General features: G+C 45.5%; 17 protein-coding genes. 16 read left to right on the forward strand and 1 reads right to left on the reverse strand.

Features of this window, described 5'->3' with window-relative positions; all coding sequences use genetic code 11:
- The 10 genes from IEY34_RS08580 to IEY34_RS08625 are packed head-to-tail and all read left to right on the forward strand — an operon-like array spanning window position 1 to window position 12,498.
- Window positions 1-828, forward strand: a complete 828-nt coding sequence (locus IEY34_RS08580) for an ABC transporter permease (protein ID WP_189010305.1) — start codon at window positions 1-3, stop codon at window positions 826-828.
- Between the two features lie 32 nt (window positions 829-860).
- Window positions 861-2,435: a bifunctional metallophosphatase/5'-nucleotidase gene (locus IEY34_RS08585; RefSeq protein ID WP_189010307.1), complete on the forward strand. Its 1,575-nt coding sequence runs from the start codon at window positions 861-863 to the stop codon at window positions 2,433-2,435.
- A gap of 20 nt (window positions 2,436-2,455) precedes the next feature.
- Window positions 2,456-3,640, forward strand: a complete 1,185-nt coding sequence (locus IEY34_RS08590) for a BtrH N-terminal domain-containing protein (protein WP_189010310.1) — start codon at window positions 2,456-2,458, stop codon at window positions 3,638-3,640.
- Window positions 3,606-3,857 (forward strand): acyl carrier protein, encoded by a 252-nt coding sequence (locus IEY34_RS08595; protein WP_189010312.1) that lies wholly within the window; start codon window positions 3,606-3,608, stop codon window positions 3,855-3,857. Before IEY34_RS08590 ends, IEY34_RS08595 begins: the two co-directional genes overlap by 35 nt.
- A gap of 1 nt (window position 3,858) precedes the next feature.
- Window positions 3,859-5,340, forward strand: coding sequence for a class I adenylate-forming enzyme family protein (locus tag IEY34_RS08600; protein ID WP_189010314.1), 1,482 nt, complete (start codon window positions 3,859-3,861; stop codon window positions 5,338-5,340).
- A gap of 33 nt (window positions 5,341-5,373) precedes the next feature.
- The gene (locus tag IEY34_RS08605; protein WP_189010316.1) at window positions 5,374-6,501 is read left to right on the forward strand and encodes a nucleotidyltransferase family protein; all 1,128 of its coding nucleotides are present in this window, start codon (window positions 5,374-5,376) and stop codon (window positions 6,499-6,501) included.
- A 38-nt stretch (window positions 6,502-6,539) separates the two neighbouring features.
- Window positions 6,540-7,208 carry a dTMP kinase gene (locus IEY34_RS08610; protein WP_189010318.1) on the forward strand — a complete coding sequence of 223 codons (669 nt, stop codon included), beginning with the start codon at window positions 6,540-6,542 and terminating at the stop codon, window positions 7,206-7,208.
- Window positions 7,209-7,213: 5 nt separating this feature from the next.
- The gene (locus IEY34_RS08615; RefSeq protein WP_189010320.1) at window positions 7,214-9,910 is read left to right on the forward strand and encodes a hypothetical protein; all 2,697 of its coding nucleotides are present in this window, start codon (window positions 7,214-7,216) and stop codon (window positions 9,908-9,910) included.
- Entirely contained in the window at window positions 9,879-11,117 is a 1,239-nt protein-coding gene (locus IEY34_RS08620; RefSeq protein WP_189010321.1) for a type III PLP-dependent enzyme, read from the forward strand. Before IEY34_RS08615 ends, IEY34_RS08620 begins: the two co-directional genes overlap by 32 nt.
- Before the next feature lie 19 nt (window positions 11,118-11,136).
- The gene (locus IEY34_RS08625; protein WP_189010323.1) at window positions 11,137-12,498 is read left to right on the forward strand and encodes a preATP grasp domain-containing protein; all 1,362 of its coding nucleotides are present in this window, start codon (window positions 11,137-11,139) and stop codon (window positions 12,496-12,498) included.
- A 193-nt stretch (window positions 12,499-12,691) separates the two neighbouring features.
- Here the strand turns inward: IEY34_RS08625 and IEY34_RS08630 are convergent, their stop codons facing one another.
- On the reverse strand, window positions 12,692-14,842 hold the full coding sequence (locus tag IEY34_RS08630) for a cellulase family glycosylhydrolase (RefSeq protein WP_189010325.1): 2,151 nt from the start codon (window positions 14,840-14,842) through the stop codon (window positions 12,692-12,694).
- 842 nt (window positions 14,843-15,684) lie between these two features.
- Here IEY34_RS08630 and IEY34_RS08635 point away from each other — a divergent pair.
- The 6 genes from IEY34_RS08635 (at window position 15,685) to IEY34_RS08690 (ending at window position 26,960) form a co-directional block, all read left to right on the forward strand.
- Entirely contained in the window at window positions 15,685-16,005 is a 321-nt protein-coding gene (locus IEY34_RS08635; RefSeq protein ID WP_189010327.1) for an MFS transporter, read from the forward strand.
- Between the two features lie 1,164 nt (window positions 16,006-17,169).
- On the forward strand, window positions 17,170-17,412 hold the full coding sequence (locus IEY34_RS08645) for a dockerin type I repeat-containing protein (protein WP_189010331.1): 243 nt from the start codon (window positions 17,170-17,172) through the stop codon (window positions 17,410-17,412).
- Between the two features lie 465 nt (window positions 17,413-17,877).
- Window positions 17,878-23,913, forward strand: a complete 6,036-nt coding sequence (locus IEY34_RS36640) for a glycoside hydrolase family 3 N-terminal domain-containing protein (RefSeq protein WP_229757533.1) — start codon at window positions 17,878-17,880, stop codon at window positions 23,911-23,913.
- A 161-nt stretch (window positions 23,914-24,074) separates the two neighbouring features.
- The gene (locus tag IEY34_RS08680) at window positions 24,075-25,115 is read left to right on the forward strand and encodes an S-layer homology domain-containing protein (RefSeq protein WP_189010333.1); all 1,041 of its coding nucleotides are present in this window, start codon (window positions 24,075-24,077) and stop codon (window positions 25,113-25,115) included.
- 17 nt (window positions 25,116-25,132) lie between these two features.
- The gene (locus IEY34_RS08685; protein ID WP_189010335.1) at window positions 25,133-26,299 is read left to right on the forward strand and encodes a cohesin domain-containing protein; all 1,167 of its coding nucleotides are present in this window, start codon (window positions 25,133-25,135) and stop codon (window positions 26,297-26,299) included.
- A 169-nt stretch (window positions 26,300-26,468) separates the two neighbouring features.
- Entirely contained in the window at window positions 26,469-26,960 is a 492-nt protein-coding gene (locus IEY34_RS08690) for a transposase (RefSeq protein WP_229757534.1), read from the forward strand.
- The last annotated feature ends 37 nt before the right edge of the window (window positions 26,961-26,997 follow it).

The following is a 26,997-nucleotide window of genomic DNA, read 5'->3' on the forward strand; positions in this document are numbered from 1 at the left end:
ATGCATTATACATGGTTGGAATTGCTCTCGTTATTTTTGCGTTATACGAAACTGACTTTAAAGACGACACTAGAGTACAAATTTGATAGATCATTGATTACGATCGCCATCTTTTGCCGGGAAATGATTAGTGTGACAGTAATGTTTCTTATTCTTCTACGTTTCCTGCATATTAAAGGGTGGGAAATGAATGAGTTGATGTTCCTCTACAGTTTCTTGTTCTTATCCTACAGCTTGTTTGTTTTTCTTTTTGCCGGTGTTCGGGATTTCGATAGTATGGTGCATTCGGGGGAGTTCGACCGTTTACTCACAAGACCACTTGGTTTGCTATATCAAATCATTGCAGCCAGAGTCGATTATCCAGCTACGCTCGGTCATGGGATTGTAGGTATCATTTTGTTTGCCAACACAGCCTTCTCTGTAGGCATTCATTGGAATTTGCCTAATATAGTGTTTTACATCCTTGCTCTACTGGGGGGAGCGATTATACAGGCATCGATCTTTATGCTTTCGGCTTGCTTCAGTTTCTGGTCGGTCAAAACGGAAAATTTGCGCAATTTGATTTTCTTCAATACAAGGAGAATTGCCGGTTACCCGATCAGCTTTTATCCAACTATGATTCAGAAGCTACTCATTTTTGTTGTGCCTTTTTCATTCGTCAATTATTTCCCTGCCCAATTATTCCTGAATAAGGGGGGAGCTGACCAGTTCTGGGGTGGGTATATGTATATGACGCCGCTCGTAGGCCTCGTAATGTTCTTGCTTGTTAGCGTTATATGGAAATTCGGCGTAAAAAATTATACAAGTACAGGCAATTCTATGTACTGATTCTTTTTTAAGAAGTGTTGAGGAGCTATTCCATGAAAAAATATATCAATTTAATTGTTCTTGGCATCCTGTTGGCATCCGCAGCAGTTTACCTCACTGTAAGAACGGTAAACTTGAACGACATGCTTCTCGGAATCGGATATTACGATAAGAAGATCAGTCTGATTAACACTGGCGATGTGCATGGACATCTCGTTTATGAAGAGGCCAATGGCGGGTATTATACGCTTGATGAAGTCAATGTACAGATGGGATTACCGCTCGTGAAAGGGATCGTGAATGAGTTGCGTCAGGAAAATCCCGATTCGCTATTCATTGATAGCGGAGATATGTTCCACGGAACGAATGAGGCGAACATTGATGAAGCGAAAGGTGTTGTGGAAGCCGCCAATCTGATGGGCTATGATGCGATGGTGCTCGGGAACCATGATCTCGATTTTGGCTTCGATCGTGCAGAGGCTATTAGAGCAGAACTTAAGTATCCCATGCTATCAGCGAATACATGGCGTGATGGTAAACCTGCATTCGATGCATACAAAATTGTTACCGTAGGCGGCAAAAAAATCGGTGTTTTCGGATTGACTGTACCCGAATCGTTATCGAATATGAACGTGTCAGATCCGAAAGGAGTACAGTTCGAAGACCCTGCAAAGTCCGCGGAAAAAGTAATAGCTGACTTGCGGGCGCAAAAGGTCGATGCCATCATCCTTCTCTCGCACTTGGGCGACGATTTGGACAAGGAGTTAATTAAAAAGGTTGACGGGATTGATTTTATTTTGTCCGGCCATCATCACTGGCTGTACACAGATGTGAAGAAGATCAATAACACGTATTATGCCGAGCCAGGTTCTTACACTACACATGTGGGCCTAGCCGATTTGTATTTCAGAAACGGCAAGGTAGCAGCGGTAGGTTGGAGTCTTCATAAAACGACGGATCGCTCCAAAGAAGATAAGGCTGTGGCTGAAGTTGCCCATACCTATCAGACTATTGCTCTGGAAAGAGGCAAGGAAGTGGTCGGTTCATCCATCGTGCAGCTCAATGGAGTACGTTCACAGGTGCGCTCGAAAGAAACGAATCTGGCCGATCTTATTGCGGATGCGATGAGGCAGGAAGGAGGGGCGGATATAGCGCTACTGAACGGCGGGGGAATTCGTGAGAGCATCCCTAAAGGTGAAATCAATCTTTATGACGTAGGGAAGCCGCTGCCTTTTGTTAATTCGTTGATGGTTGTTGAGGTGCAAGGAGACAAGATTTATGATGCGCTGGAACGGGGACTTCGAGAATGGCCGAATGGAGCCAGCAACGGAGGATTCTTGCAAGTATCAGGTATTGCCTATGAAATTGATGGCTCCAAACCTGCGGGGCAAAGATTAGTGAGTGTCACCAAGGATGGGCAGCCGCTTGATAAAAACAAGGTATTCAAGGTAGCTACGAATGACTACCTGGTCAACGGGGGTGATAACTTTGAGGAATTCAAAGATGCAAGGCTAATCAGTCGTGGTGCCTTATTACGAGATGTACTGGCTGCATATATGAAGAGAAATGGAGTGGTTGCACAAGAGATAGACGGCAGAATTAAAATTGTGGGCGAAAGATATAAGTAAGGGGAGAAAGGATGCTAGAAATGAAAAATTCAGTTGAAAATGTACCGAGATATTATGAGACATACATCAACGATTGCTTTGCAGCAGCTTATGGGGCGTGCTTGGCTCATCAAGGGCATAATCCTAATATCGTACTCGCTGACTATTTATCCTTCATGTTTAACGAAGAAACGGGTTATATGGGTACCACCTACATGTACAGGTACTCGACATCTGTTGAATTCACAGAATCGGAGTTAAATTCATCGCTGGAGTTCGCGTACTTTCCTAAGACGACTTATTTCAACGGGAGTCAAGAGACAGAAGGCGCTTTAGAGCATAGTGATCGCATACAGATAAGTCTTCATATCCATGATGATCCCGAGGTAGCTTCTGATCGAGTAAGAGAACTGATTGATGGAGATAAACCTGTTGCTGCTGTTGTGGATCTGTATTATATGAGCTATCACAGAGCGTATCTGAAAGAACATGGTCTACATGCAGTTGTCATTACAGGTTATGACTATGAGCAGAAGACCTACGATATTTTTGATAAATACTTGCTTTCCAGCAGCGATTTTGACGGTAAAGTCCCGATGGACGCGTTCATGCAAGCGAGACTATCTGATACACCGCGCATTAGTTCGGTTGTTGGGGAGTATAGAAGGCCCATTCGTCACCTTTGGATGGAATTCGATACGGGACGGGAGTTCCAAATAACGAAGGATAAGCTGTTAGCAATTCTTCAAGAGAGCTATACGCGTATGAGGGGAGAACAGTCTCATAATGTTGGAGAAACCGGTCTAGGACGTATTGACGCCTTTAGGAAAAGCATACTGCTCAGGAAAGAACAGCCCATTGATGAAACAGTGGCTCTCTTCTTTAGGGAATATTACAACACGTGTCTCAAAAGGGTAGCTCGAGGGCGAAATCGATTCCTTGTCTTTGTGGAGGAAATCGCCGATATGTTGCCGCAAGAGGCAGTGACCATCCTTGGCGATCAACTAAGGGAATCAGCCAAACGATGGGATATTTGCGCCAATTTAGCACTTAAACTGGCTATTAGCAAAGCTCCCCGATTGTTAGATGATCTGGAACGCAACCTGCAAGCAATTATCGAAATTGAAAGCCGTGTTGTGGAACAGCTTCGAATCTGCATGTTGGCCCAATCAAAAAAGGAGAGTGATCACAATGAATGTGAAACAACAAATTCAAGTAGCTATTAACGAAATTGCAATAGGTGTCGAGGAGGATGTATTGACGGATGACATGATGCTGACGGACTTGGGAATCGACTCTTTGAAATACGTGGAACTGCTTGTTCGTATCGAGGAGCTTTGCGACATCGTCTTTGACGAATCCGATTTGGGTATGGAATCCCTGCGTAATGTTGGTGATTTGGCCGCGCTTACGAATAAAACGATATCCAAAAGAGCTGGTTGATATGAGCTTATGGAGCGCGCTGAAATGTGCAATGCGGGTGAACGGGAATGGACCTGCTTTAACAAGGCAGGACGGTTCGACCATGCGATATGCGGAAATTTTGGAGTGTGTAGAGCTGAAGGCACTGAAGATTGGTAGGTTTATCCCGGCAGGCAGCAAAGTTGCTGTCATGGATGACCATCCATTCTTTGAAGCGTTGTATGTGCTTGCTTTCATTAAGCTTCAACTGACGATCATACCGATGACACTGAAGTATGGCGAGCAGCGCTGCTCACAGATTATCAAGCATACCGAGCCTGATTTTCTATACACGAGTCAAGCCTCGATTCTTACGGAGTTACTCATTGAAGCGTGTAAGTCGGCTGGAACCACGATCATCGATGATCAGGGGGTTTGCTTGAGTGCAGAGCGTCGGAGTCGAGAGATGAGTTGGAGCGGGTTAATGCCGGATCTGCCGCCTAGCTTTATTATGTATACGTCAGGAAGCACGGGATTACCTAAGGGGGCAGTGCTGACTTATGAGAATGTTTGGGCAAACATCCAAGACATACAGTCTTATTTTGATTTGAAGTCAGATGATCATCTGCTAATCCATCGTTCTTTAAGTCACGCATCGGTGATGACCGGCGAATTTCTGTACGGAATCATAGCCGGCGCTCGGCTGACGTTTTATCATGAAGCTTTTGTGCCCCGAAGAATGTTGTATTTTATGGAAAATAATGGTATTACTGTATTTTGTTCAACGCCGACGATTCTGTATCAATTGGCTTTAGACAAATCAGATCATTCCCTGCCGCTTCTCCGTCAAGTGGCGCTTATGGGAGAATATTTGCATAAAAAGGTAACCCTCAAGATCAGTGAAAAATTTCCGCATGTTCATTTCTATATGCTGTATGGGCAGACAGAAGCAGCGCCTCGAATCTCGTATTTGCCTTCTTGTCATTTTACAGCGAAAGAGGGGTGTATCGGGATACCTTTACCGAGCATAGCGATCCGAATCATCGACGAAGAGGGAAACGAAATGAAGCACGGACAGAGCGGCGAACTGCTTGTAAGAGGGCCTAATATATTTCTTGGCTATTGGGCCCAACCGGAATTAACGGCGGTTAAGCTGCAAGGAGGCTGGCTGCACACCGGGGATATGGTCTATGAAGGTGAAGACGGGTATCTATATATTTCGGGAAGAAAGGACGATATGATCATCCGCGCGGGAATGAATATTTACCCAAAAGAAATTGAAGAGGTTCTATTGGAGGATACGCGTATTCGCGAGGTTGTCGTCAGCGGTATCACGGACCCCAAGTACGGGCAGAAGATTCAAATTATGTTAGTGCCAGATATTGAATGCATGATTACGATAGCCGATGTTCTGCAAATATGCCAGAGAAAACTAGCTTCTTACCAGTACCCGGATGCCATTCATATTGTCAAGGAGATTCCCCGCAATGCCGTTGGTAAAATCATCAGAAAACAATTCGTGTAAGTTAAGCATCTATTCGAAGAAGGAGTGATTCGTTTGAACAAGACATTAGAGCAGGAACTCGTATTGGAATTGTCGCAATTTCGCAATCCGAACGCTGAACGTATGAAAGAGCTGGTGACCCAGAAATTGGACTGGGCGGAAATACTGGGTCATCTGGTCTACAACCGAACAGCTGGTATTGCGTATCATGTATTGCGTAAGAGCGAAATGCCTTTTTTTAACAGAGAATTCGAATTCGGTCTGTTCCTGATTTATGAAATACAGAGGCTGCGGACCCAATCGCATCGTCACTACATCTCGCAGATCGCTGCTGCAATGAATATGAGCGGGATTCCTCACGCGTTCTTGAAAGGCTCTATTCTTGCGCACTCCATCTATCCGATAGGCTGCCGAATTTCCAGTGACATTGATATTTTGCTGCGAGCGAGTGATCTGACGGCGTGCGGCAATGTCATGAAAGAACTTGGGTTTATTCAAGGGTTCTATGATGAGAATGAACGTGTTGTCGTTCCTGCCACCCGCCGGGAAATCCTGAACCATCGGATGAACTACGGCGAGGTTGTTCCGTACCGTAAAGCCATTCAAGAGCCGGGCATCAATCTGATCGAAATTGATATCAATTTTTCGCTGGATTGGATGGCACAAGGCACGGAGAAAGCAGTAGATAACTTTATCCAAGAGGCAGAAGCGTATCAATTTGATGCAGGAGAGCAAATTAGTTCTCTGCCCAAAGAGTATTTTTTGGCGCATTTGTGTGTTCATTTGTTCAAGGAAGCAGCTGTAATAACCTGGGTAGATTTTCAGCGTGATTTAGGGCTATACAAATTCGTGGACATTTACGGTTTCCTGACGGATCCACATATTGATCTGAATTGGGACAAATTTGTAGCCATCCTTACGAATAATCAAATTATTAACGAAGCCTACTATGCACTGGAGCATACGAGAGTGTTCTTCCCGATTCTAAATGAGTATGAAGGCTTTATTGACATGTTGAACGCCATCAAACCGACAAATACCGATTATTTGGAGCAGGTTGTTGATGCTTCGAACGCTCAACTCGTGTACAAGTGGAATAAGGACTTGATCACCCGCTTTTTTGATTTGAAACGATACAATTGTTTGGATCAAGTAATGAGCAGTATGCCAAAAATGATATGAACAACAGCGCCTTTATCCCAAATCACAAGAAGGGTATATTGCTTGTATACGAAGGGATTAGCGGTTCGGGAAAAAGCGAGGGAATTGCCAAACTGCGGGGTTATTTAACTGCACAAGATCTCTCGCCAGTTATCATCGAATGGAATGCCAACACAGCTATCCGATCAATAGTCAAAAAGCTGGATCGCATCGGACTACTTACATCGAATGTGTATAGCTTACTGCAATGGTTTAGCTTCATCATCGATTACCTGTTCATTGTTTGGCCATCCATATGGAAGAATAAAATTGTGATCATGGATAGATACGTATATACGGGTATGACAAGGGATGATGTGAATGGTGCGATGACATGGCTCGGGTGGATACTGTGCCGATGGGTTAGGGAACCAGATGTAGTGCTGTTTTACGATACATCGCCACTAGTATGCCTTGAGCGCATTCGCTGTCGAGGGAAGACTTTGTTTCATACGAGGAAGAATAGGTCTAAGGAAGTTACAGACTTATCTTATCTGGAGGAGATGAGCAGGGCGTACTATCGAATTTTCTCACACCTGCGCAAAAGGAAGATGAACATCGTAGTTGTGGGGGAAGATTCGGTTGATGTGTATAAACATATTGAAGGATTTATCGATAAAAAAATGTCTTACTCTCATTATCGTGAAACGAAGTATTCATTAACGAAACACAAGGAGAAGGCGAGGTAATTGGAATGGAATTGCAAGCGTATCTGGAAAAGTTGGTTTCCAACAGCCACTGCCCGATCACATTTGCTGGAGACATCCCGAATGCACTAAGCCGGTGGCTGGTGCGAAGTAAATTTATGAATGGTGTCCAGCCAATGGGAATCGAGCCTTATCTGGACATGGAAGCCCGATTGCTGTACTTCAACGAGCTTCTTGTGATTCCCCGGGAAGAAATAGAAGCGAATTGGCGACATTACATTGCCGAAATGATTAATCGTTACCAAGAAGTGAACACGCCCCAAAACCTATTTACAATTGAACCAGATAAATATATGTATGGGTTAAACACGGTGTATTGCCAGAAAGAGCAAGATATTCTAGTCAATGTGATTACCTATTTCCCAACACCAACCCGAATGTGGATCAATGGACAGCTTGTCATAACAGGGAATCACGATTATTTGATAAAAGATTACTTCTTTTTGTACCGGTTTCGAGAAGGAAGCAATACCGTATTATTCGAATGCCCCCTTGCTCTGAGAATGCCTTTATCTAATCAGGAAATCATCGTTAAGCTCAATCCGGTTGACTGTTTAGAGGTCAACGGCAAGGAATTTATTGATGAGGATTTATTGGACGCGTATAGGCAATCCTACAGCCTTTTCCCAGAACGTGTATTTTACATGCCCAATGAGGAACTACACGTGATCGTTCTACCTCAATATGTGGGTCCTCAAACTGAAACTGAGATTGTTCACGTCAGCATCTTCAGTGCGACAGGAGTTCTATTGCAGGATAAGGAGCTGGCTGCTTCTTCGGTTGCGGCCTTTCCATGGCAGGACAACTTTAACGGCCTGCTCCGCATACGCGCCGAAAGAGTGGGAGATGCTCCCAAGATAGGCGAGGTCTATGTGTATTACGGCGAATTTCAGAGCAGCATTGACCAGGTTATCCAGCAAGTGGAGAAGCGGCAGGACTGTGATCATTCTGTGGTCAAGACCATTAAAGAGATGGTGGTTCTCCCTGATGCCTTCAAGGCATTGAACCAGTATGTGCCGAATGTTTGTTACCTTACTCTATTTCAAGTTCTGGAGAAATTCATTCGATACGCAACCTCTTCTGAGAAGGAGGTTAAACAGACCTATCGAGATGTGTTTGGATCGAGTTTCACAGTTTATGAACCCCAGCCAAACGGAGATCGGCTCGCTGCGTACACGGTGCATTTGCCAGATGACTATGACCAGGATGCATCATACCCATTGGTCGTCTATTTCCACGATGCACTAGCTCGATCTTACCCGGTGGATCTCCCTTGGGTGAAACGCAGTACAATATCGGAAGCTATTATCATCAGCATCGTTGGGATCGGCAGGTTGAATTATGTCGACGACGTCAACGTCATTCGTATGATCAATAGATTTACAGAGACCTACAACGTGAATCGGAACCGCGTTTATCTGATCGGTCACTGTACGGGTGGTTCCAAAACACTTCGCATGGCGATGCAAGTGCCGGATACATTTGCAGGGATCGCCAGCGTTATTGGGGATATGCGGTTAAATATTAATGAGCCTGAATATGCACAGCTTGATAATATGAGCAATATGACTGTTTTGGGGTTGACGAGCACCGAACACTGGTTTTTTAACTCTACGCGAATCATGCACTTTCTAAAAAGGCTGCCCAAGTCAACAACGCGTATAATTCACGGTTTTATGCATAACGAGTTCAATGCTGTATTGAATTCCAAGATGTTACTACATAAGCTGATTGCCGAGCAGCGAGATCCTTATCCTGAAGAGCTCAAGCTTTCCGTTCTTGAACCAGGATACAACAAAACCTATTGGCTTAAGGTAGAGGCAATTGACGATCTGGAAGAGCCGTCACAGATTTTGGCGAAGAAGATAGCCCCTAATCGAATAGAAATTGAATTGAACAATATCGAATGCTTCAGTTTACTTCTTAACAGGGAGAAGATGATCCTCGCCGATAGGATAGAAATTGCGGTGAATGGCGCTGTTCAACGAGTGGCTCTAGCTCCTTATTGCAAACTTTGGGTAAGCTGGCAGCCCAATAATTACAGGGTAGAGGTCATCCCTATGACCGAACAAGAGTTCGAAGGAAAGTATCATGCCATCGGTGTAGATGAGGAACGAATGGGGATCAAGCAAATCTATTTGAACGCTTGTACGATTATAAAGCCTGAAGGCAGTAATCCAAGCAAGCGGAGCATGGTTAGCAAGCTTGCCTATTTGCTGCAAAATCCGATCAAAGACCGCTACATTTATTACAAATACGAGACAGGCAACGAGCAAGATTGGGATTGGGAGCAGGAGAGGCAAACTCATACCAACCATGTGTTTATCATTGATGCCAGGAGCAAGAGCAAGAAACAAGAAAAACTGTTAAATAAATTAGACATTAATATGGATGAAGAAAGACTTATTTACCGCGAGCAGATGTTTGCAGGGACGTATTTCACATTTATTAAATGTCGTCATCCTTATTATAGCGAGCGACTCTTGCTAATCGTGGCTTTCAATGATGATCAAGTAGAGACGGAAATCATCACATGGATGAATGCTTTCGAAACAAATTCGCTGTTTTACAACGACGCCGTTGTTTTTCATGATGGAAGGTACCACGGGTTTAGAGATCGGTCCATATTTCTGGCTAGGGGTAATGATGAGTATGAATCAACATATATGGAAGAATATTGCTAACATCTACGGCACTCCTGCATACATCTACGATGGGAACAAAATTGCGCAGCAATATGAGCTATTGAAAAACTGCTTGCCTGAACCATTCGAGATTTTTTATTCGGTTAAGTCTAATCCATTGTTGGGTATATGCCAGCTATTCAAGAAATTGGGATCGTGCATAGAGGTTGCATCCTCCGGGGAATTATATATGGCGCTAGTGGCCGGTTTTCATCCGAGCCAAATCATTTTTACAAGTCCTGGAAAGACGTGCGAGGATCTACTTTATGCGATTGAAACGGGCATTTACAGTATCAATGTCGAATCGGTTGAAGAAGCGAAGCTGATTCATCAATTAGCAAGTGATAGGCAGCGCAAGGTGAATATTTCGCTACGGATCAATCCAAACTTCAATATCAATGGTGCAGGCATGAAAATGACCGGAGTTCCTACGCAGTTCGGTATCGACCAGTCCATTCTAAAAGAAACAATGGATATCATTCAAGCATTACCATCTGTTCGTATTCGTGGGATTCATATTTTCTCAGGCAGCCAGATGCTGGATGCGGATCATATCGTCTTGACGGTGGATGAAATCATGAAGCTTGCTGTGGATTTGATGGATACGTATCACTTTCAACTTGACTTTCTGGATTTGGGGGGGGGATTTGGCATCCCTTACTTCAAAGGAGAGTCCTATCTGGAGATGGATCGACTCCAAGGCGGTTTAAGCGAAGTGTGGGGGAGATACAAGAAAAGGCTGGATGGTGTCCGAATTGGTGTGGAAAGCGGGCGATTTCTGCTCGCTGAAGCGGGTTCGTTTATGACGAAGGTACTCTATGTCAAAGAAAGCAAGGGAAGCAAATACATCGTCTGCGACGGTGGCTCGAATCAGCATGCTTCAACTGCTTTTTTGGGACGATATGTAAGGAATAATTTCCCAATGCGACTGCTTGAAAAAGAAGGGAATTTGGAAGAGGTAAATGTCGTAGGTTCACTCTGTACCCCTACTGATGTCTTGGGACAAAAGGTGATGCTGCCTATTGCCGAGCCTGGAGATCTGCTTATTATTGACAAATCGGGAGCTTACGGGCTGACGCACAGCCCCGTTTTGTTCCTCAGTCATGTGCTGCCTCCGGAGATTATTTGCTTGGATGGGGAAATTACGGTCTTGAGGGAGAGAGGCCACTATGCTGATTTTCTAAGAGGACAGCATTCATTTTGTTGATTCGAAAGGAGTGGAAGGTATGGCCGAAACGTTCCATTTGGTTGAATATTTGACCGTTCAACGAACGAAGGGTGTTATCATTTGGCTGTTGAACATAGGTGCGGAGAAATACTGGAACCGTCTTCAGGCAGGTATTGTGGACCGCAACGAGGATCGTATCGTGAATCGGGTGGAGGAGATGAACTTGCTGCTGTGCCGTGAGCAGGATATCCTCATATTGCGTGAGCAGCCGGATCCTGCCTATCTCGAACAGCTTAGACAGTGGGGATTCTCGATCCCAAGACTTGTTGTACCTGAGCATTCGGATGCACTCACACCGATTGCTGAGCTGGTATTGAGAGATGAAAAGCTAATGCAGACGCTTGAACTCGCAGCGGCGGAGCAGGAAGATGTCTATTTTGTACCTTACGGGGTCACATATTTGGAGGAACAAATTGCGGAACGTTGTGGGCTGTGCCTCATGGGAGCTCCGTCTGAGTTACAAGCCAAGGTCAATGATAAAGTGTTCAATCGGGAGATTGCCGAAACGCTCGGTTTGGCTACTTGCCTAGGCTTTGTGTGCAGCGATATTGAGGAAATTAGAGAGGCCTATCATCAATTGACGGGAAGCACACATAATTTCAAAAAAGTCATAATTAAAGAACCGCACGGCGCCTCGGGCAAAGGGCTCTATATCATTGACAACACGGATAAGCTTTCGTCTTTGCTCACACGCTTGTCGAGAAGCGCGAGGCAGAATTCGAATGCGCGTTGGCTCGTAGAGGGCTGGTATGAGAAGAAGGCGGATCTGAATTATCAAATCTATATTTCACCCCATGGCTCCGTGGAGATGTTCTCACTGAAGCAGCAGGTTCTAAGGGATACCGTATACATCGGTTCCAAAATTCCGGTTGATCTGAGTCCAGAGATTATCGAGAAGTACCGAGGATATGCGGAGCAGATTGGATCTTATCTGTATCAGATGGGCTATACCGGAGTTGCGGGCATTGACTCCATTATTACAATGGACGACACGCTCATTCCGATTATTGAAATTAACGGAAGATTCACGCTGTCTACGTATATTTCCTTTCTGGAACCAATGCTGCGAGAAGTCAAATTGTTTTCACGGTATCTCAAATGGATATCGGATAAGCCATGCGATTTCACAGAAGTGTGTAGCCTGTTAAGACAGGAGGGGCTTCTCTACGACCCCGCTACTGGAGAAGGTATCCTTGTTTATACATCCGGAACACTGCCTTTACAGCAGGATGAAGGCGGATCAGCTTACACGGGACGTTTGTTTACACTGCTTGCATCGAAGGGTTGGGCCAACATCGAAGCCTTGAACTCCCGCTTAGAGCATTTCATTGATCGGTTGTCCAATCGGATCACGGTTTAACGCTTAATAACAAATGATTAGGCATAGTACAATCAGTTATCCACTGATTATACTATGCCTTTCTACACAGAACTTGGCATTCTAGGAGCGGAATCAACAAGATCAACGGTAGGTGATAGCGTGGTAAATCTCAGACACCGACCTAAAATGGGTAAGGGTGTTATAAGTTTAGGACCAAAGTGTTTCATGGATCTTAAGGCTGAATCCCCCAGACAAGAGCGCCGTTCTGGAAGAGCGTTACTTTGTCCCAATTCGTATACGACGTCTTCGTCCCATCGAATGAGTAGTCGTTCGATTCGTTAAAGTTCGACCAATCGGTTTTGGACATCCGGAGCTGGATATCGCCGGACTGTCCTCCTGCCGGAATCGAACCGGCTCCTGAAGTAAAGCTAAGCTCGACATAAGTGTCCGTATTGGTGCCGGTGGCGCTGACGAATGTTCTTTGGATATTGGTGCCGCCGACCAGCGCCCAATCGATCCATGAGTCCATCGCTTGAGTGCCATCTTTAGTAAAGTAATAACGGATGCTAAGGTCACTTAAATTAACGGCAGTTGTACCGTTATTCTTGATGTTGAAATGAGGCTTGATCTGGTTGTCATTGACGTTGGTATCAGCTGCTCGGTACTGTACTGTCAGATTGCTCTTAGGGGGCGTTCCCTGCGGCGTTACGCTCACTTGTGCGGAATTCGGGCTTTCTCCCGCGTTGTTCACTGCGGTTACAACGTAATAGTATGTCGTTCCGTTGGTCAAGCCGGTGTTTGTATAGCTCGTTCCGCTAACCCCGGTTGCCACCGTCATATACGGCCCACCGCTTGACTCTGCGCGTTTGATGTTGTAGCTCGTCGCGTCGGTCGAAGCTGTCCAGCTAAGAGCTGCCTGCGCATTGCCCGCTGTAGCGATTAGGCCAGTCGGCGTAGCTGGTATCGTTACGCCAGCTTGAGGCATCGCGCTCACTTGCGCGGAATTCAGGCTTTCTCCTGCGCTGTTCGCAGCGCTTACGACGTAATAGTACGTCGTTCCGTTGGTCAAGCCGGTATTGGAGTAGCTCGTTCCGCTAACCCCGGTCGCCACGGTCGTATACGGACCGCCGCTTGTCGTTGCGCGTTTGACGTTGTAGCTTGTCGCGCCGGTCGAAGCTGTCCAGCTCAGCGTGACTTGCGAGCTGCCAGACATTGCTGTCAGGCCAGTCGGAGCCGTCAGCATGGGAAGCGCGTCTATCAGGCGGTTAAGCATATCCTGTTTCGGTTGATTCCAGGTAACCCAATCATCCAGCAGCAGCCCGCCGGTATCGCCGCTATTTGGATTGATGCACCAATACGTCCAATACAAGTCGTTTACTTTAATATAATCGACTAACGAATTTTGCCATTTGCCTTCCATGGACGTCGTATCGACGCTCCGGCCGCCGAATTCACCGATGAGAATCGGCGCCATGTTGTTTTTATGAACGTATCCCCAATACGTATCCCAAATGTTCGACATGTTGTTAGGGAATGTCGGTTCAGAGAACCAAGGTTGATTGGATACACCCGGACCATAATCATGGGGAGAATATACGACGCGATTTGTGACATTCAAGCGTACTGGATCATTCTGTACGCCTTTCAGGTTGCCGCCCCACCAATAATTGCCGGTTTGACCCTGGACATTAGAAGACACGCCTTCGACAATGATAAGCCAATTCGAATTAATGCTTAGTATGGCATTGCCTGCACGTTCGGCGGCCAAACGCCAATCGCGAGCCGAATCTCCGCAGCCCCAACAAGCGTTTCCGTGAGGTTCGTTATGCAGATCTGCCCCGATTACCGTATCGTTGCCTAAATAACGCTGCGCAAGCATTTTCCAGTCTTCCACCCAAGTCGTTTCTGAAACTGTTGAAGTGTACCACAACTCCGACTGTTCAGCAGATGTCGGGCGATGACGATCCAAGAATACCTTCATTTTCCTTATGCCTGCCTTTTCAATCAGTTTGTCGAGGATCTGTATTGGCGTCAACCCCTGCAGATCGGGGTTTTTCGCATAATCGATCCCGTTAGGCATCTTACTTGGCAGAAACATCTCATTAGTGTAAGGGATACGCAGCAGATTGTAGCCTTTCCCCTTCATTTGATCGAGTAAGCTGTCCATTGAACGGGTCCACAATCCGTGTGGCGTTAAATTTGACGTTTCAAATCCAAACCAGCTAACGCCGTTAAAAATGGCGGTGTTGCCGCCAGAATCCACAATCCGGTTACCACTGGTGTGATAATAATTTGGACTGTCCGCGGATACCTGTAATCCAGAACCCAGTATACCTACAAATAGAGAAATAACTAGCGTTAATATCGATATTTTTCCTTTCATTTGTTCCCAACCTTTCTATTTAATAATAGGATCAAGGGAATTCCGCAGGGTTTACATTTGCATCGCCTCCTCTCCATCGGAACTGTTCCTTTTATTACCTCCTCTCAATCAGAATGGCTTACAGACATGAGCCTGTTGCTATGCTGGAAATATTCGTTGCGCGAAAATACGTCCTTATCTTTATTTACGTAAGGAATGACTAAGCTGTCTTTTGGATAGGGTGGAATGGAATGAATTGGATTGGATTGTTTAATGGACTTTAAAAAAGTAATCGAAACAGGTTAGTATAGTTGGGTAGTAGCAAAAGGGGATGTATGAACGGGAGTATCATTAATTTGAGTGTGTGACCATTATAGGAAAGATTGACTTACTAACGCTATAATTTTAGTTACCATATTAGCACTTTAATAACATAATACCCCCTTTCAAGGGAGCTAAATGAAATTTTACTTATAGAAAAAGACTCCATAAGTATGGAGAAAAGCTTATGGATACTTAATGGTGGAACCTAGCAACCGTTAATCCTTGATGGATCGGCACGTAGCATCAAAGATAACGGGAACCATCTCAAGTCGAAGTCGCTGATGATTAATCTCGCACTTGAGATTCTAACGACTCATTTTAATACAACGCTGAGTTCCGTTCAGTGGAATTTTAACCGGATTTATGCTTGCGATGGGAACAACGGCGCCGCTTGTTGGGGATTTGGGAGAGAAATTCAGCTATAAGAGATTATATCTTTTTACGTTGATCGGCTTCATCGTTGCTTCTGCTTTGTGTACGGCTTCATGGAACGAGAGTTCCCTGATTGTGTTCGAGTAGTGCAGGAGGCATTCAGTGGATTGATTATTCCAACAACCATGGCCATTATTTATCAAATTATTCCGAAGGATAAACAACCAATAGCTGTGGGCATGTGGGGACTGGCAGCCATACTGGCTCCGGCTTTTAGCACGACGATCAGCGGATGGATTTTGCAAAACTTTGACTGGCAAGGGCTGTTCCCAATGAATATACCGATCGGATTGAACGCGATCTGGTTCATAGCTGCGTATATTCCTTATTATCGTCCTAGCATTATGAAGAGCTTTGATGGTCTTGTTTTTTTTGACAGTTGTTCTGAGCAGCTCATCTTTGTTGCTGGCGCTTGCTCTAGGACATAACTGGGGGGAACGCAAGAGTTAACTTGCCGGCGGGAAATCAAACGCTCTGAGGATGGTGGCTTTAATATCAATAGGATGAATGTAGTAAAAGGTTAAAAATCATCCATATACTCCGTACCTGCCTCGTCCGTGTAAAGAGTCCCTATAAGGGGCTAGCCTGAGGCACCACGCGGTTGACAGATTTTCAGTGCGCCTTTAGGCGCTTGCCAGTACCAAGCCCTTATAGGGCTAAATGGAAGCCACCGGCTAAATCGGTGGTTATGACTGTGACGCGGGAATGGGATAAAGCTTTTGACTTAATAAGACGACGGGGTCGTTTATCCTCGACATATAAGAGTTTATATGTTTTGAAGTGAACGCGGAGTTACTCCGGCAGCCCTGTGCGAACAGAGGGAGGGAACTACAGTCCGCTATTATAGCCAAAAGTGTCATTTTCGGGAGGTTGAGGGAACTACAGTCCGCTATTTTGCTGTTATATGGGGATTTTTACACTTTTTGTGGAAATAAGACCCTGTAGTTCCTCTATTACCCTCGCATCCCTACTTTTTGTCTAATTAGCGTCCCCTAGTTCCCTTACTAGGTTTTGCCGCTAAGAAGAGGCTGATTAGTCAGGGCGGCGAAGCCGTTTTTCTTATGTTCGATCACAAAATATCTCTTTCACAAACGAAAAACAGATGCTGATATGATACCGAATGTATCGTTTCTCACATTTTCTGTAAGAGCATTCAAAATTGTCGATGCACAGAGAGGAAGAGATGTACCGCCGCATGATCAAAAAAACGATATCGATGCGCTCGCTGCTGCTCTCCGTTTTTTTACTGCTGATGATCTTTCCGTTAACCATAGCTGTTATTACCTACAACAAGGAAAACGAAGTTTCACAAAAGCAGGTCAGTCAATATTTGCTGCAAACCGTCGAACAGACGCAGAGGGCGCTGGACGCCAATTTAGCTGAGGTTGACCGTCTGACTTGGCCTTTGCTCTATCAGCAATCGCTTGATTTTTTGGACTATCCGCTGGAAACCCCTTATCAGTTGTTTCAGGCGAATCAGAAGTTCCGGCCAGTATCCGGCAGGCTTGAAAGCAGCGTTGCAAGCGGCAATCGATCAAGCCTCTGCGGTAGCTGTGAATGCTCAGGCGACTCAAGCGGAAGTGGATCAAGCGGTGACAGCACTGAATGCGGCGCTGCAAACATTCATCTCATCCGTGATTACGAGCAGACCGGGTGATGTGAACGGCGACGACAAATTTACGGTGGGCGATCTCGCAATCGTAGCGGCATACTACGGCAAGAATTCATCGGACAGCAATTGGCAGAAGTACAAAGTAGCGGACATCAATGGCGACGGTGTCGTTGATCTTATTGACTTGGCTGCCGTAGCCCAAAAAGTACTAGGAACACTATAAGCTTTGCAGGGGAGGGGCGATGATTCGTCTCCTTCCCTATTTATATCTCTGTAATACGCACAAAAGGGATCGTTGGAATCGTTCTTTTATCAATAACATTTTTGATCTTGAGTATTTTCTCCTCTGGATTCGTGGTATAAATACGGGAAGGATATGTAGTCCTGGATCCAAATCAGTAGAATATTCATATAAAATAAGAGGATTTCGAATGTTAATCACAACAGGATTAGTAGATAATAACTTTGAAAGCGTTTTAATTTCTGAGGGTCTAACTCCCCGCAGCTTGCTGCGGGGAGAATGCATGTTACTTTTGTCTTTTCTGATACGATTTGTATCAATAATGCATGAAGGGGGTGAACTCTGATTGAAATGATACCTTCAAAAGTTTCCGAACTAGACGCTTCGCCAAGCTCTTTGATTCTACCAAAATGGCAAGGATGATGATGAACAAGAAGGAGGAAAGGAATGGTTACAGGAATGAAGAAACAAAAAAAAATGTCAGGACAGCGCTTGTTTAAATGGGTTTTTAGTTTGGTAATGGCAGCATCCATCATCGCGCCACAAAGTTATACGCCTGTTTCGGCACAGGCGCTTCCAGGTTTGCCCGATGTGGCTAGGCAAGTAGCTGCCGAAGGCATTGTATTGCTTCAAAATCCAGATTATAAGACAGCGGGCTCTCAGGTAAACGAGATCGAAAAAGTGCTGCCGATCAAAAAAAGTGAGAACGTATCGGTGTTTGGCCGTATTCAAACGCATTATTACAAATCCGGCACAGGCTCTGGCGGTGCTGTCAGAGTAGATTATGTCAACGGAATTTTAGAGGGCCTGCGCAATAATCCGAGTGTGCAAGTCAACGAAGATTTAGCCAAAGTGTATACGGATTGGGTGAAAACGCATCCATTTGACAATGGCGGCGGCGGATGGGCGGCTGAGCCGTGGTCGCAAGCGGAAATGCCTTTAACTGCTGATATCCTTAACGCGGCAAAATCAAAATCCGATACAGCGATTGCGATTATCGGACGCACAGCTGGAGAAGATAAGGATAACAAGGACGAGAAGGGCGCATACCGGCTGACAGACCTTGAAGTTGCTATGCTTGATCAGGTGTATGCCAAATTTGATCGAGTTGCCATCGTTCTCAACGTTGCGAACGTGATTGATATGTCATGGGCTAAAAACTACCCGAAAGCCTCCATTCTATACGCATGGCAGGGTGGCATGGAAGGCGGAAGCGCTGTTGCCGATGTATTGACCGGTGACGTAACGCCGAGCGGTAAACTGAGTGATACGATTGCAAAATCACTTGCCGACTATCCATCCACAGCTAATTTCGGCAGCCAAACCGAGAATAAATATGCCGAGGATATCTATGTCGGTTATCGCTATTTTGAAACCTTTGCTCCGGATAAGGTGCTCTATCCATTTGGGTTTGGGCTATCCTATACCAACTTTCAGATGACTACGGATAGCATCAAGAGCAATGATAAAGAAATTACCATAAATGTAACCGTTAACAACACAGGCAAGGTTGGAGGTAAAGAGGTCGTTCAGATTTATTACGGAGCGCCTCAAGGAAAGCTCGGCAAACCAGCCAAACAATTGGTGGCTTTTGCCAAAACCGGCATTCTTCAGCCTGGGCATTCGCAGCAAATGGCGATTACCTTTGATATTAACGATATGGCTTCGTATGATGACAGCGGGGTTACAGGTCATGATTCCTCTTATGTGCTAGAGGCTGGAGATTACAACATTTATGTTGGAAACAGTGTGAGGGATTCCGTCAAAGCAGGAGCCTACCAAGTTGCTGATTTAAAGGTTGTTAAGGAGCTGCAGGAAGCGCTGGCGCCTACGAAACCATTTGATCGCATAAAACCTGGCACTTTGAAAGTAGACGGCACGTTTAATAGCATCACTGAAGCGGTTCCAACAAGATCAATTGATCTGACGAAAAGAATTAAAGATAACCTGCCTGCGGCTATCGCGCAAACGGGCGATAAAGGCTACAAATTAGTAGATGTTTATGATAAAAAAGTGACGATGGATGAGTTTATTGCCCAGTTTAGCAATAATGATTTGGGAGCTATTATTTTAGGAGAAGGGATGTCCAGCCCTAAAGTAACAGCAGGAACTGCAGCGGCGTTTGGCGGTGTGACGAAGAATTTATTGAAATTTGGTCTTCCAATCGACAGTGCGGCAGACGGCCCTTCCGGAATCCGTATGGAGACCGATAGCCAACGGGCAACGAGCATTCCCAATGGTACGATGCTTGCTAGCAGCTGGAATATTGAGCTTGTTGAGCGCTTATATTTCAACTTGGGCAAGGAAATGCGTCTTAACAATATCGACACCATACTTGGACCTGGTATTAATATTCACAGAAATCCATTGAATGGAAGAAACTTTGAATACTTCTCGGAGGATCCTCTGCTAACAGGGATGATGGCTATCGTGCAAACGAGAGGATTGCAGCGGCACGGCACGACTCCTACATTGAAGCACTTTGCCGCTAACAACCAGGAATCTGCACGCCATTCTGTCAATGGCCTTATCTCGGAAAGAGCACTTCGTGAAATTTATTTAAAAGGATATGAAATGGCTGTGAAAAGCGGCAAAGCGCGTTCCGTTATGACGTCATACGGTCCAGTAAACGGAACCTGGGCTTCAAGCAATTACGATTTGAATACAACTATCCTTCGCGGTGAGTGGGGCTTTGACGGTATTGTTATGACAGATTGGTGGGCTAGGCTGAGTGAAGATCAAGGATTCTATGCAGCAACGAATCGTTTTGATGAACTGAACGGCAAAGCGATGGTTCGCGCTCAGAACGATGTCTACATGGTCATTCCCGATGGCGCTGCGGAAACACATAAGAATCGTGGGAGTAGCACCTTCAACACAGTAGCATCGCTTACGAATGGAAGTCTTACTTTAGGCGAATTGCAGCGTTCCGCCAAAAATATCAGCCGTTTCCTGATGCTGTCTCCTGCCTTCGCAAGAACAGCAAATATCGAATACAAGGTTGATTATACGCCGGGTAAAGATTGGTTTAGAGTTGACACTGCGAAGCTGGGCGATCCAGTTCTCAGCGGCATTACAGTAGGCGGTAAGAACATTAAGACCTTTAATCCGTTAAAATTGGATTATAAAGCGTATGGTGACGCGGCATTGTCTCATTATCCGGAAGTTCAGGCCGTTGCGACGGGGGGGGCAGTCGTAGATGTTGTGCAGGCGAGTCCTGGCAGACCGGCGGCGGTCATTACGGCTACGGCTGGTGGACAGCAAAGAATTTATAAGGTTATCTTTACTTCAGAAGAAGGTTTGGAGCCTATATTTGAAAATCCAACCTATGCATATTTGAAAAATATTTCGATTAACGGTAAACCAATTGATGGCTTTAGAGAAACCAGATTGAGCTATGATGTGGGTGTTAACAGTGTGGCAAGCTTGCCTGAAGTTGCCTTTGAGACAAATGCAGGAGTAACGGCAACTGCTACGGTTGATACAGCGAACAGAAGAGTATCTATTAAAGCGATAAGCTCCGATCAGGCCAATACCTACGTGATTCAATTCGGTAAAATACCGCAGAGCGATGAGTTTAATGCGACAGCATTAAACAGTTTTTGGACAATCAATAAAGAAACGGCGACGAACAGTGAAAACAAAGCTAACTGGTCGTTAACCGCAAAGCCCGGATCGTTAAGAATCATTGGGGAAAGAGGCGATTTCTGGAGTGAACATACGGACCTGAAAAATTACTTCCAACAGGAAGCCTTCGGAAACTGGGAAGCTACAGTCAAGGTTAACTTGAATAAAACGCCCAATCAGAATTACAATGCCGTCGGTATTACCGCTTCACAGGATAACAATAATTATATATTTGTGAAGTATGAATACAGTGAAGGAAAAATAATAGGCATGGTCAAGGAAACCGGCGGTGTAATGCCTGTAAGCATCGGGCAGCTTTCTGCTAGTCAGATTGCTAATTTATTCGGCGAGAAGACAGAAATCTATCTACGTTTGAAAAGGTTAGGTAACGTCTACTCTGGCTATGTCAGCGCGGATGGTACGAATTATATTTCATTAGGGAATACAACGGCGGATTATGCCAACCCGAAATTCGGGCTATTAGCTTCGAATGGAAGTCAAACGCTTACCGATCCATTTTATGCGGATTTTGATTATGTTCGTTTTAATATGGACAGTGTAACTGCGGGAGTTACGAATATCGGGCCTAACACCAAATTGAAGGTTGCAGAAACAGAATCTGCTGCTATCACTTCGGTGATCACTCCGGTAGCCTGTAATGATGTTGACGGAGGGCTATGTTATACCAATACGGCTAAGGGCGAGGCAATCTCCTACAAGGTGAACGTTACAACCGCTGGTGAGTATAGGATTTTATCCCGCATTCGATCCAGCCAGTCTGACGTCGCTCAAATGTCCTTTGGTCTCTATGATGGCGCCAATCTTCTTGGAACGTTTGACCTCACGACTACAAAAGGCGAGTGGGCTACGTTCAAAATCCCGGATGTCGCGCTCTCCAAAGGTGAGCACACATTAAGGATTGTGTTTGAAAGTGCCGGTATCGACTTGAACTGGTTGAAATTCCAGCTCAAGCAGGACGGTGCGGACACTTCGAAATTAGCAGACGCTATTCGAGCAGCTGAGAGTTTGGATTTGAGCCCTTATAGCGTTTATAAAAAAGCGCGCTTCAGCGCTGTTTTAGCGAACGTTAAGCTTGTATTAGCTGAACCGATTAACGACGCGGTAGTAACAGAAGCAATCGCTGATTTAGCGGCTGCAGTAACCGACTTGAAAACTGCAGTCATGCCGAAGGGTGTGGCTCCAAAAGCGACAGAAAAAGTGACAAACGGCATTCGAATTTATCCGTATAACGCGCCATGGATTTTCACATCGAACGGCGGATTCAGATTTGAAAGCGGTACGGACGCTATGAGCTATGTGAATCCCAATGACATCACTTATTTCGGCAAAATTGATTTGACGAATCTTGTTGAAGTTCGAGTTCAATATGCTCGCGAAGGCGGCACTATGCCATATTTCAGATTCTATACGGAAGCTGAAAATACTGGCAATCCAGTCAAAGGCGCAACGACACAAGGAAGAGCATACAGCGATTTATACAGCGGTGGTTCTTTTGATGTCAATAACGAATTTGCAAGCATTAATTTTAATCAGAAGGCTGGCGCTGCTTGGAGTAATTATGGAATCGCCAGCACTAAGCAAGTAGGGGACAATCCTTATTTGGAGAACTATCTCGGAGCTGCGACCAATTTTGTTGACAAAACAAAAGCAACGGGTTTACAAAATGTTTATATGAAATTCGATGGTCTGAATACGAACTTACAGTATGTTGAGTTCATTTATGATGGGTCTGCTCCTGCTTCTACGATTGTATCCGTTGTTCAGCCGCAGCCTTTGAGCGTTGCTTATGGAACGGGCTTTGAACAGCTGGGATTACCGGCAACAGCAACAGTCAACTTGAGCAACAATGCAACAAAAGCGATTGCTGTCCAGTGGAACGGCAGTGAGTATAACGGCAACGCGGCTGGAACCTACACGCTGAATGGAACGTTGGCTGCAGTCGATGGGGTTACCAATCCCAATAACTTGAAAGCATCTATTTCCGTTACTGTATTACCGCAGCCGGCTAAGGCGAAGTTAAGCGGTCCGATCAGTGCATCGACAGGAATGACGGTGGATTTCACTTACGGGCTAGAGCATATCGTTGGCGAAGTTGCCGCTCAAGACGTAACAGTCACGTATGATACCTATAAGCTGGAGCTTGTGTCGAATCCGGTGTCATTGAACGGCGAGAAATTCATTATAGTCGATTCTGTGTCCTTGCCGGGACAAATTCGCATGCTGGGCGTACACTTAAGCGACTACCAATCGGCTCCAAATAAAGACTTGATGAAATTGACGTTCAAGATAAAACCAGAAGCTGCGGCAGGGGTCGCTTCAGTTAGCGTGTCGAAGCTTGTGGTAGCCGACCGCCAAGGCAAAGAAACTACAGTTGCAGGGGCTGCACATCAGCTGCAAATTATCGCAGTTGATAAAACCGCGCTGAGCGCCACGATTGCAAGTGCGCAAAGCAAGTACGATGCAGCTGTAGTGGGAACCCTACCGGGTCAATATCCGGCGGCAGCGAAGGCTGCTTTGCAGACCTCGATTACCGCTGCGAATACCGTTCTGAGCAATGCGGCAGCAACACAGGACGATGTGGATCATGCAGTAACGGATCTGAATGCAGCGATACAAGCGTTCACGTCCTCGGTCATTACAACTTCACCGAGCGATACGAATGGAGACGGCAAGCTCAGCATCGGCGACTTGGGTATGGTTGCGGCTTCCTACGGTAAAACGTCAGCAGATCCGAACTGGGAGCAAATCAAATCGGCGGATGTCAACAAGGACGGTAAAATAGACGTCGTGGATCTTGCTATTGTGGCAAGAGCGATTCTAGAATTGAAACAGTAAGTGGAATGAAAACGTTTTAGTGACTTCCTTCTGCATCTTACGATACGATATGTATCGTAAGATGCAGTTGATGTTGTTGGACAAGCATCAAAGTAGCGTTTTTTCTTGATACAAAATGGATTTCATTAAGATCCTAACTTATCGTGAAGGGAAGAGATTTGGTGAGACGAACCTGCTTATCTTTATGCTTAGCACTAGTATTTTTTATTTCCACATGGTCATCTCCATTAGTTTTTGCGGCTAATGAACCCGTTTTTACTTTGGATATCCACGATGTGAAGCAGGACTCTGGAAGTGAGATTACGGTAACTGTCAAAGGAGAAAATTTGAAAGACGTCTATGCTTATGAAGTGAATCTGGAGTTTGACAACAAACGGCTGATATTCAAAAAAGCGAAAGCCGAGCAAGAAGGCGGATTTTCCATCAGTCCGATCATCAAAGAAAATAAAATTCAATATGCGCATACAAAGTTGGGCAAAGTGCCTGGGGATGACGGAAAAATAACGTTCTGTACGTTTACTTTTGAACCGATCGATGCTGGAGAAGCTCAGATTGCTTTGAAAGACGTAAAACTCGTTAACAGCCAATTGGCGTCTTCCGTCCTATCCAATTCAGCCAAAGTCTCTACGCTGATCGACAAGCTGCCGACAATCAAGGAAACGAATTTCAAGGACATCCGAAATCATTGGGCGAAAGAAGCGATTTTTGCGGCGGTTAAGCAAGGCTTTGTAGACGGATATTCGGATCAAACTTTCCGCCCGGACGAGGACGTCTCCCGTTCTGAATTTGTTGCAATGCTGATCCGTGCGCTGCATATTCAGCCGACTGACAGCAGTGGTCTGGCGTTTGCCGACTTGAACAGCATTCCTGTATGGTCTAGACCTTTTGTCTCTGAAGCTGTTAAATTAGGCATTGTAAACGGGTATGCAGATAACTCGTTCCGCTCCGGGAATTCCATTTCTCGCGCAGAGCTTGCCGTCATGATTGTTAAAGCGCTTGGCATGAAGGTCGATTTGAACAACCCATCCACATTTGCGGATGCAGGCGATCTGCCGGACTGGGCCGTTCCTTACGTATCGGCGGCTGCCAAAGCAAGATTGATTCAAGGCAGAGGCGACAATTTATTTGCGCCAAACGATAGGGCAACACGGGCGGAGGCCGTCAACTTGATTCTATCGATGCTCAAACATAAAGGTGCTTAAGGAGTTGAATATAACGTATGAGAAAAATGGGACTCATAGCGTTCACTGTACTTTTTTTGTTATTCAACATCATTTCCCTTCCGAAATCCGCCAATGCCGCCACGGCTTCATCAATTGATATCAGCGTAGTCCTTCATGTCGGAGATTCCGTCCAATTGTCGGCAGGTTATCCGAAGGTAGCCTGGACGGTTACGGAATTGAATGGAGGTGTTACTGACAAAGCTGCCGTCACTACGGAAGGCGTCGTAACCGCCAAAAAGCCGGGCAAGGTGAAAGTCATAGCGACCGCTTCTGACGGCACCCATTATACAGGTGAAATTCTCATTACAATCGTTGGAGAGGTAACGACTCCTGCCGCAGTATTAAACGGAGCGGTTAATGTCGCGCCAGGCGGAAGCTTCGATTTGATTTATGGGTTGAGGCATGTAGCGGGAGGCATTTATGCGCAGGACATTACGCTGACTTTTGATCCGGAACGGCTGGAGTTCGATTCGGCCGTATCGCTGAAAGAAAATGCGATTTCCATTGTCGATACCTCGAAGCAGCCAGGCAAAGTCCGCATATTGGCGGTATCGCTAGGCGAAGACAATGCCAATGCTGCGAGCGGGGATATTATTAAGCTACTGTGGAAGGTCAAATCTACTGCGCAAGCCGGAACGACAACCGTTTCATTAAGCAACGTCGTTGTCTCGAACGGCAGTGGAGGAGAGACGACCTTGAACACGGAAAATAACAGCCAGATTGTGATCCAGGCCGTTTCCGTGAATAAGCAAGCGCTGCTTGAACTCATTTCAAAAGCTCAAGGCAAGCATGACAATGCTGTCGAAGGCACGCTTCCCAGCCAGTATAAGGCAGGTTCCAAGGCTGTGCTGCAAAGTGCGATTAATGCCGCGAAAGCCGTAGCCGATAGTGCGTCCAGCAGCCAACAACAGGTAGATGCAGCTGAGACCGCATTGACGACGGCACTGCAAACATTTGCGGATGCCGTTAATCCCCACATTCCAGGCGATCAAAATGGCGATGCCAAAGTCAGTATTGGCGATATTGCCATCATAGCTGCAGCCTATGGAAAATCCAGCAACGATCCGGATTGGGAGAAGGTTAAGAACTGTGACATGAACGGGGATGGAAAGATTGATGTAGTAGATTTGGCTGCGGTAGCAAGCATCATGCTCAAGGAATAGTGTGAATTGCTGTAAGCGAGACCTATGCCACGTTTTTCGGGCGAAAGAGGCTGTCCCATAAGTCATGAAAATGACTGAGGGATAGCCTCTCATTTTTGTAAACAATAAGAAACCGTTCTTTGGTAAAATAGAGGTACCACCCAACCACTTACAAAAGGAGACGGTTTCTTTGTACATTCAATATACCATGGATCAATTTTTGCCTGCCAATGGATTTGGAAGAAGATATTCCTCAGAATCACCTCGTTCGCATCGTGAATGCTGCCGAGATAGTTATCACCCGAAGATGCTCACCAAAGTCATCATTTATGCCTACACCCAGCGTACCTACTCTTCTCGCCAGATCGCCAAGGCTGTCCGGGAAAATATTATGTTCATGTGGATCTCTGGCAGACAGCGCCCAGACTTCCGCACCATTAACCGGTTTCGTTCTGAACGGATGAAAGCCGTGTTAGAGACCGTTTTTGCCGCAGTTCTGCAATTTTTGGCTGATGAAAAATACGTTCAACTCGAGCACTACTTTGTTGACGGGACCAAAATTGAAGCCAATGCCAATCGGTATACATTTGTTTGGGGCAAAGCGGTTGTCAAATATAAAGCAAAGCTGCAAGAGAAAGTACAAACGCTATTCGCCACCATTGAGGAACAATCGTGGATTTAAAAGATTCCTGCTTCGAGGCTTACCCAAAGTAAGTCTG

It is taken from the genome of Paenibacillus marchantiophytorum (genome assembly GCF_014640555.1).
Lineage (GTDB): Bacteria > Bacillota > Bacilli > Paenibacillales > NBRC-103111 > Paenibacillus_E > Paenibacillus_E marchantiophytorum.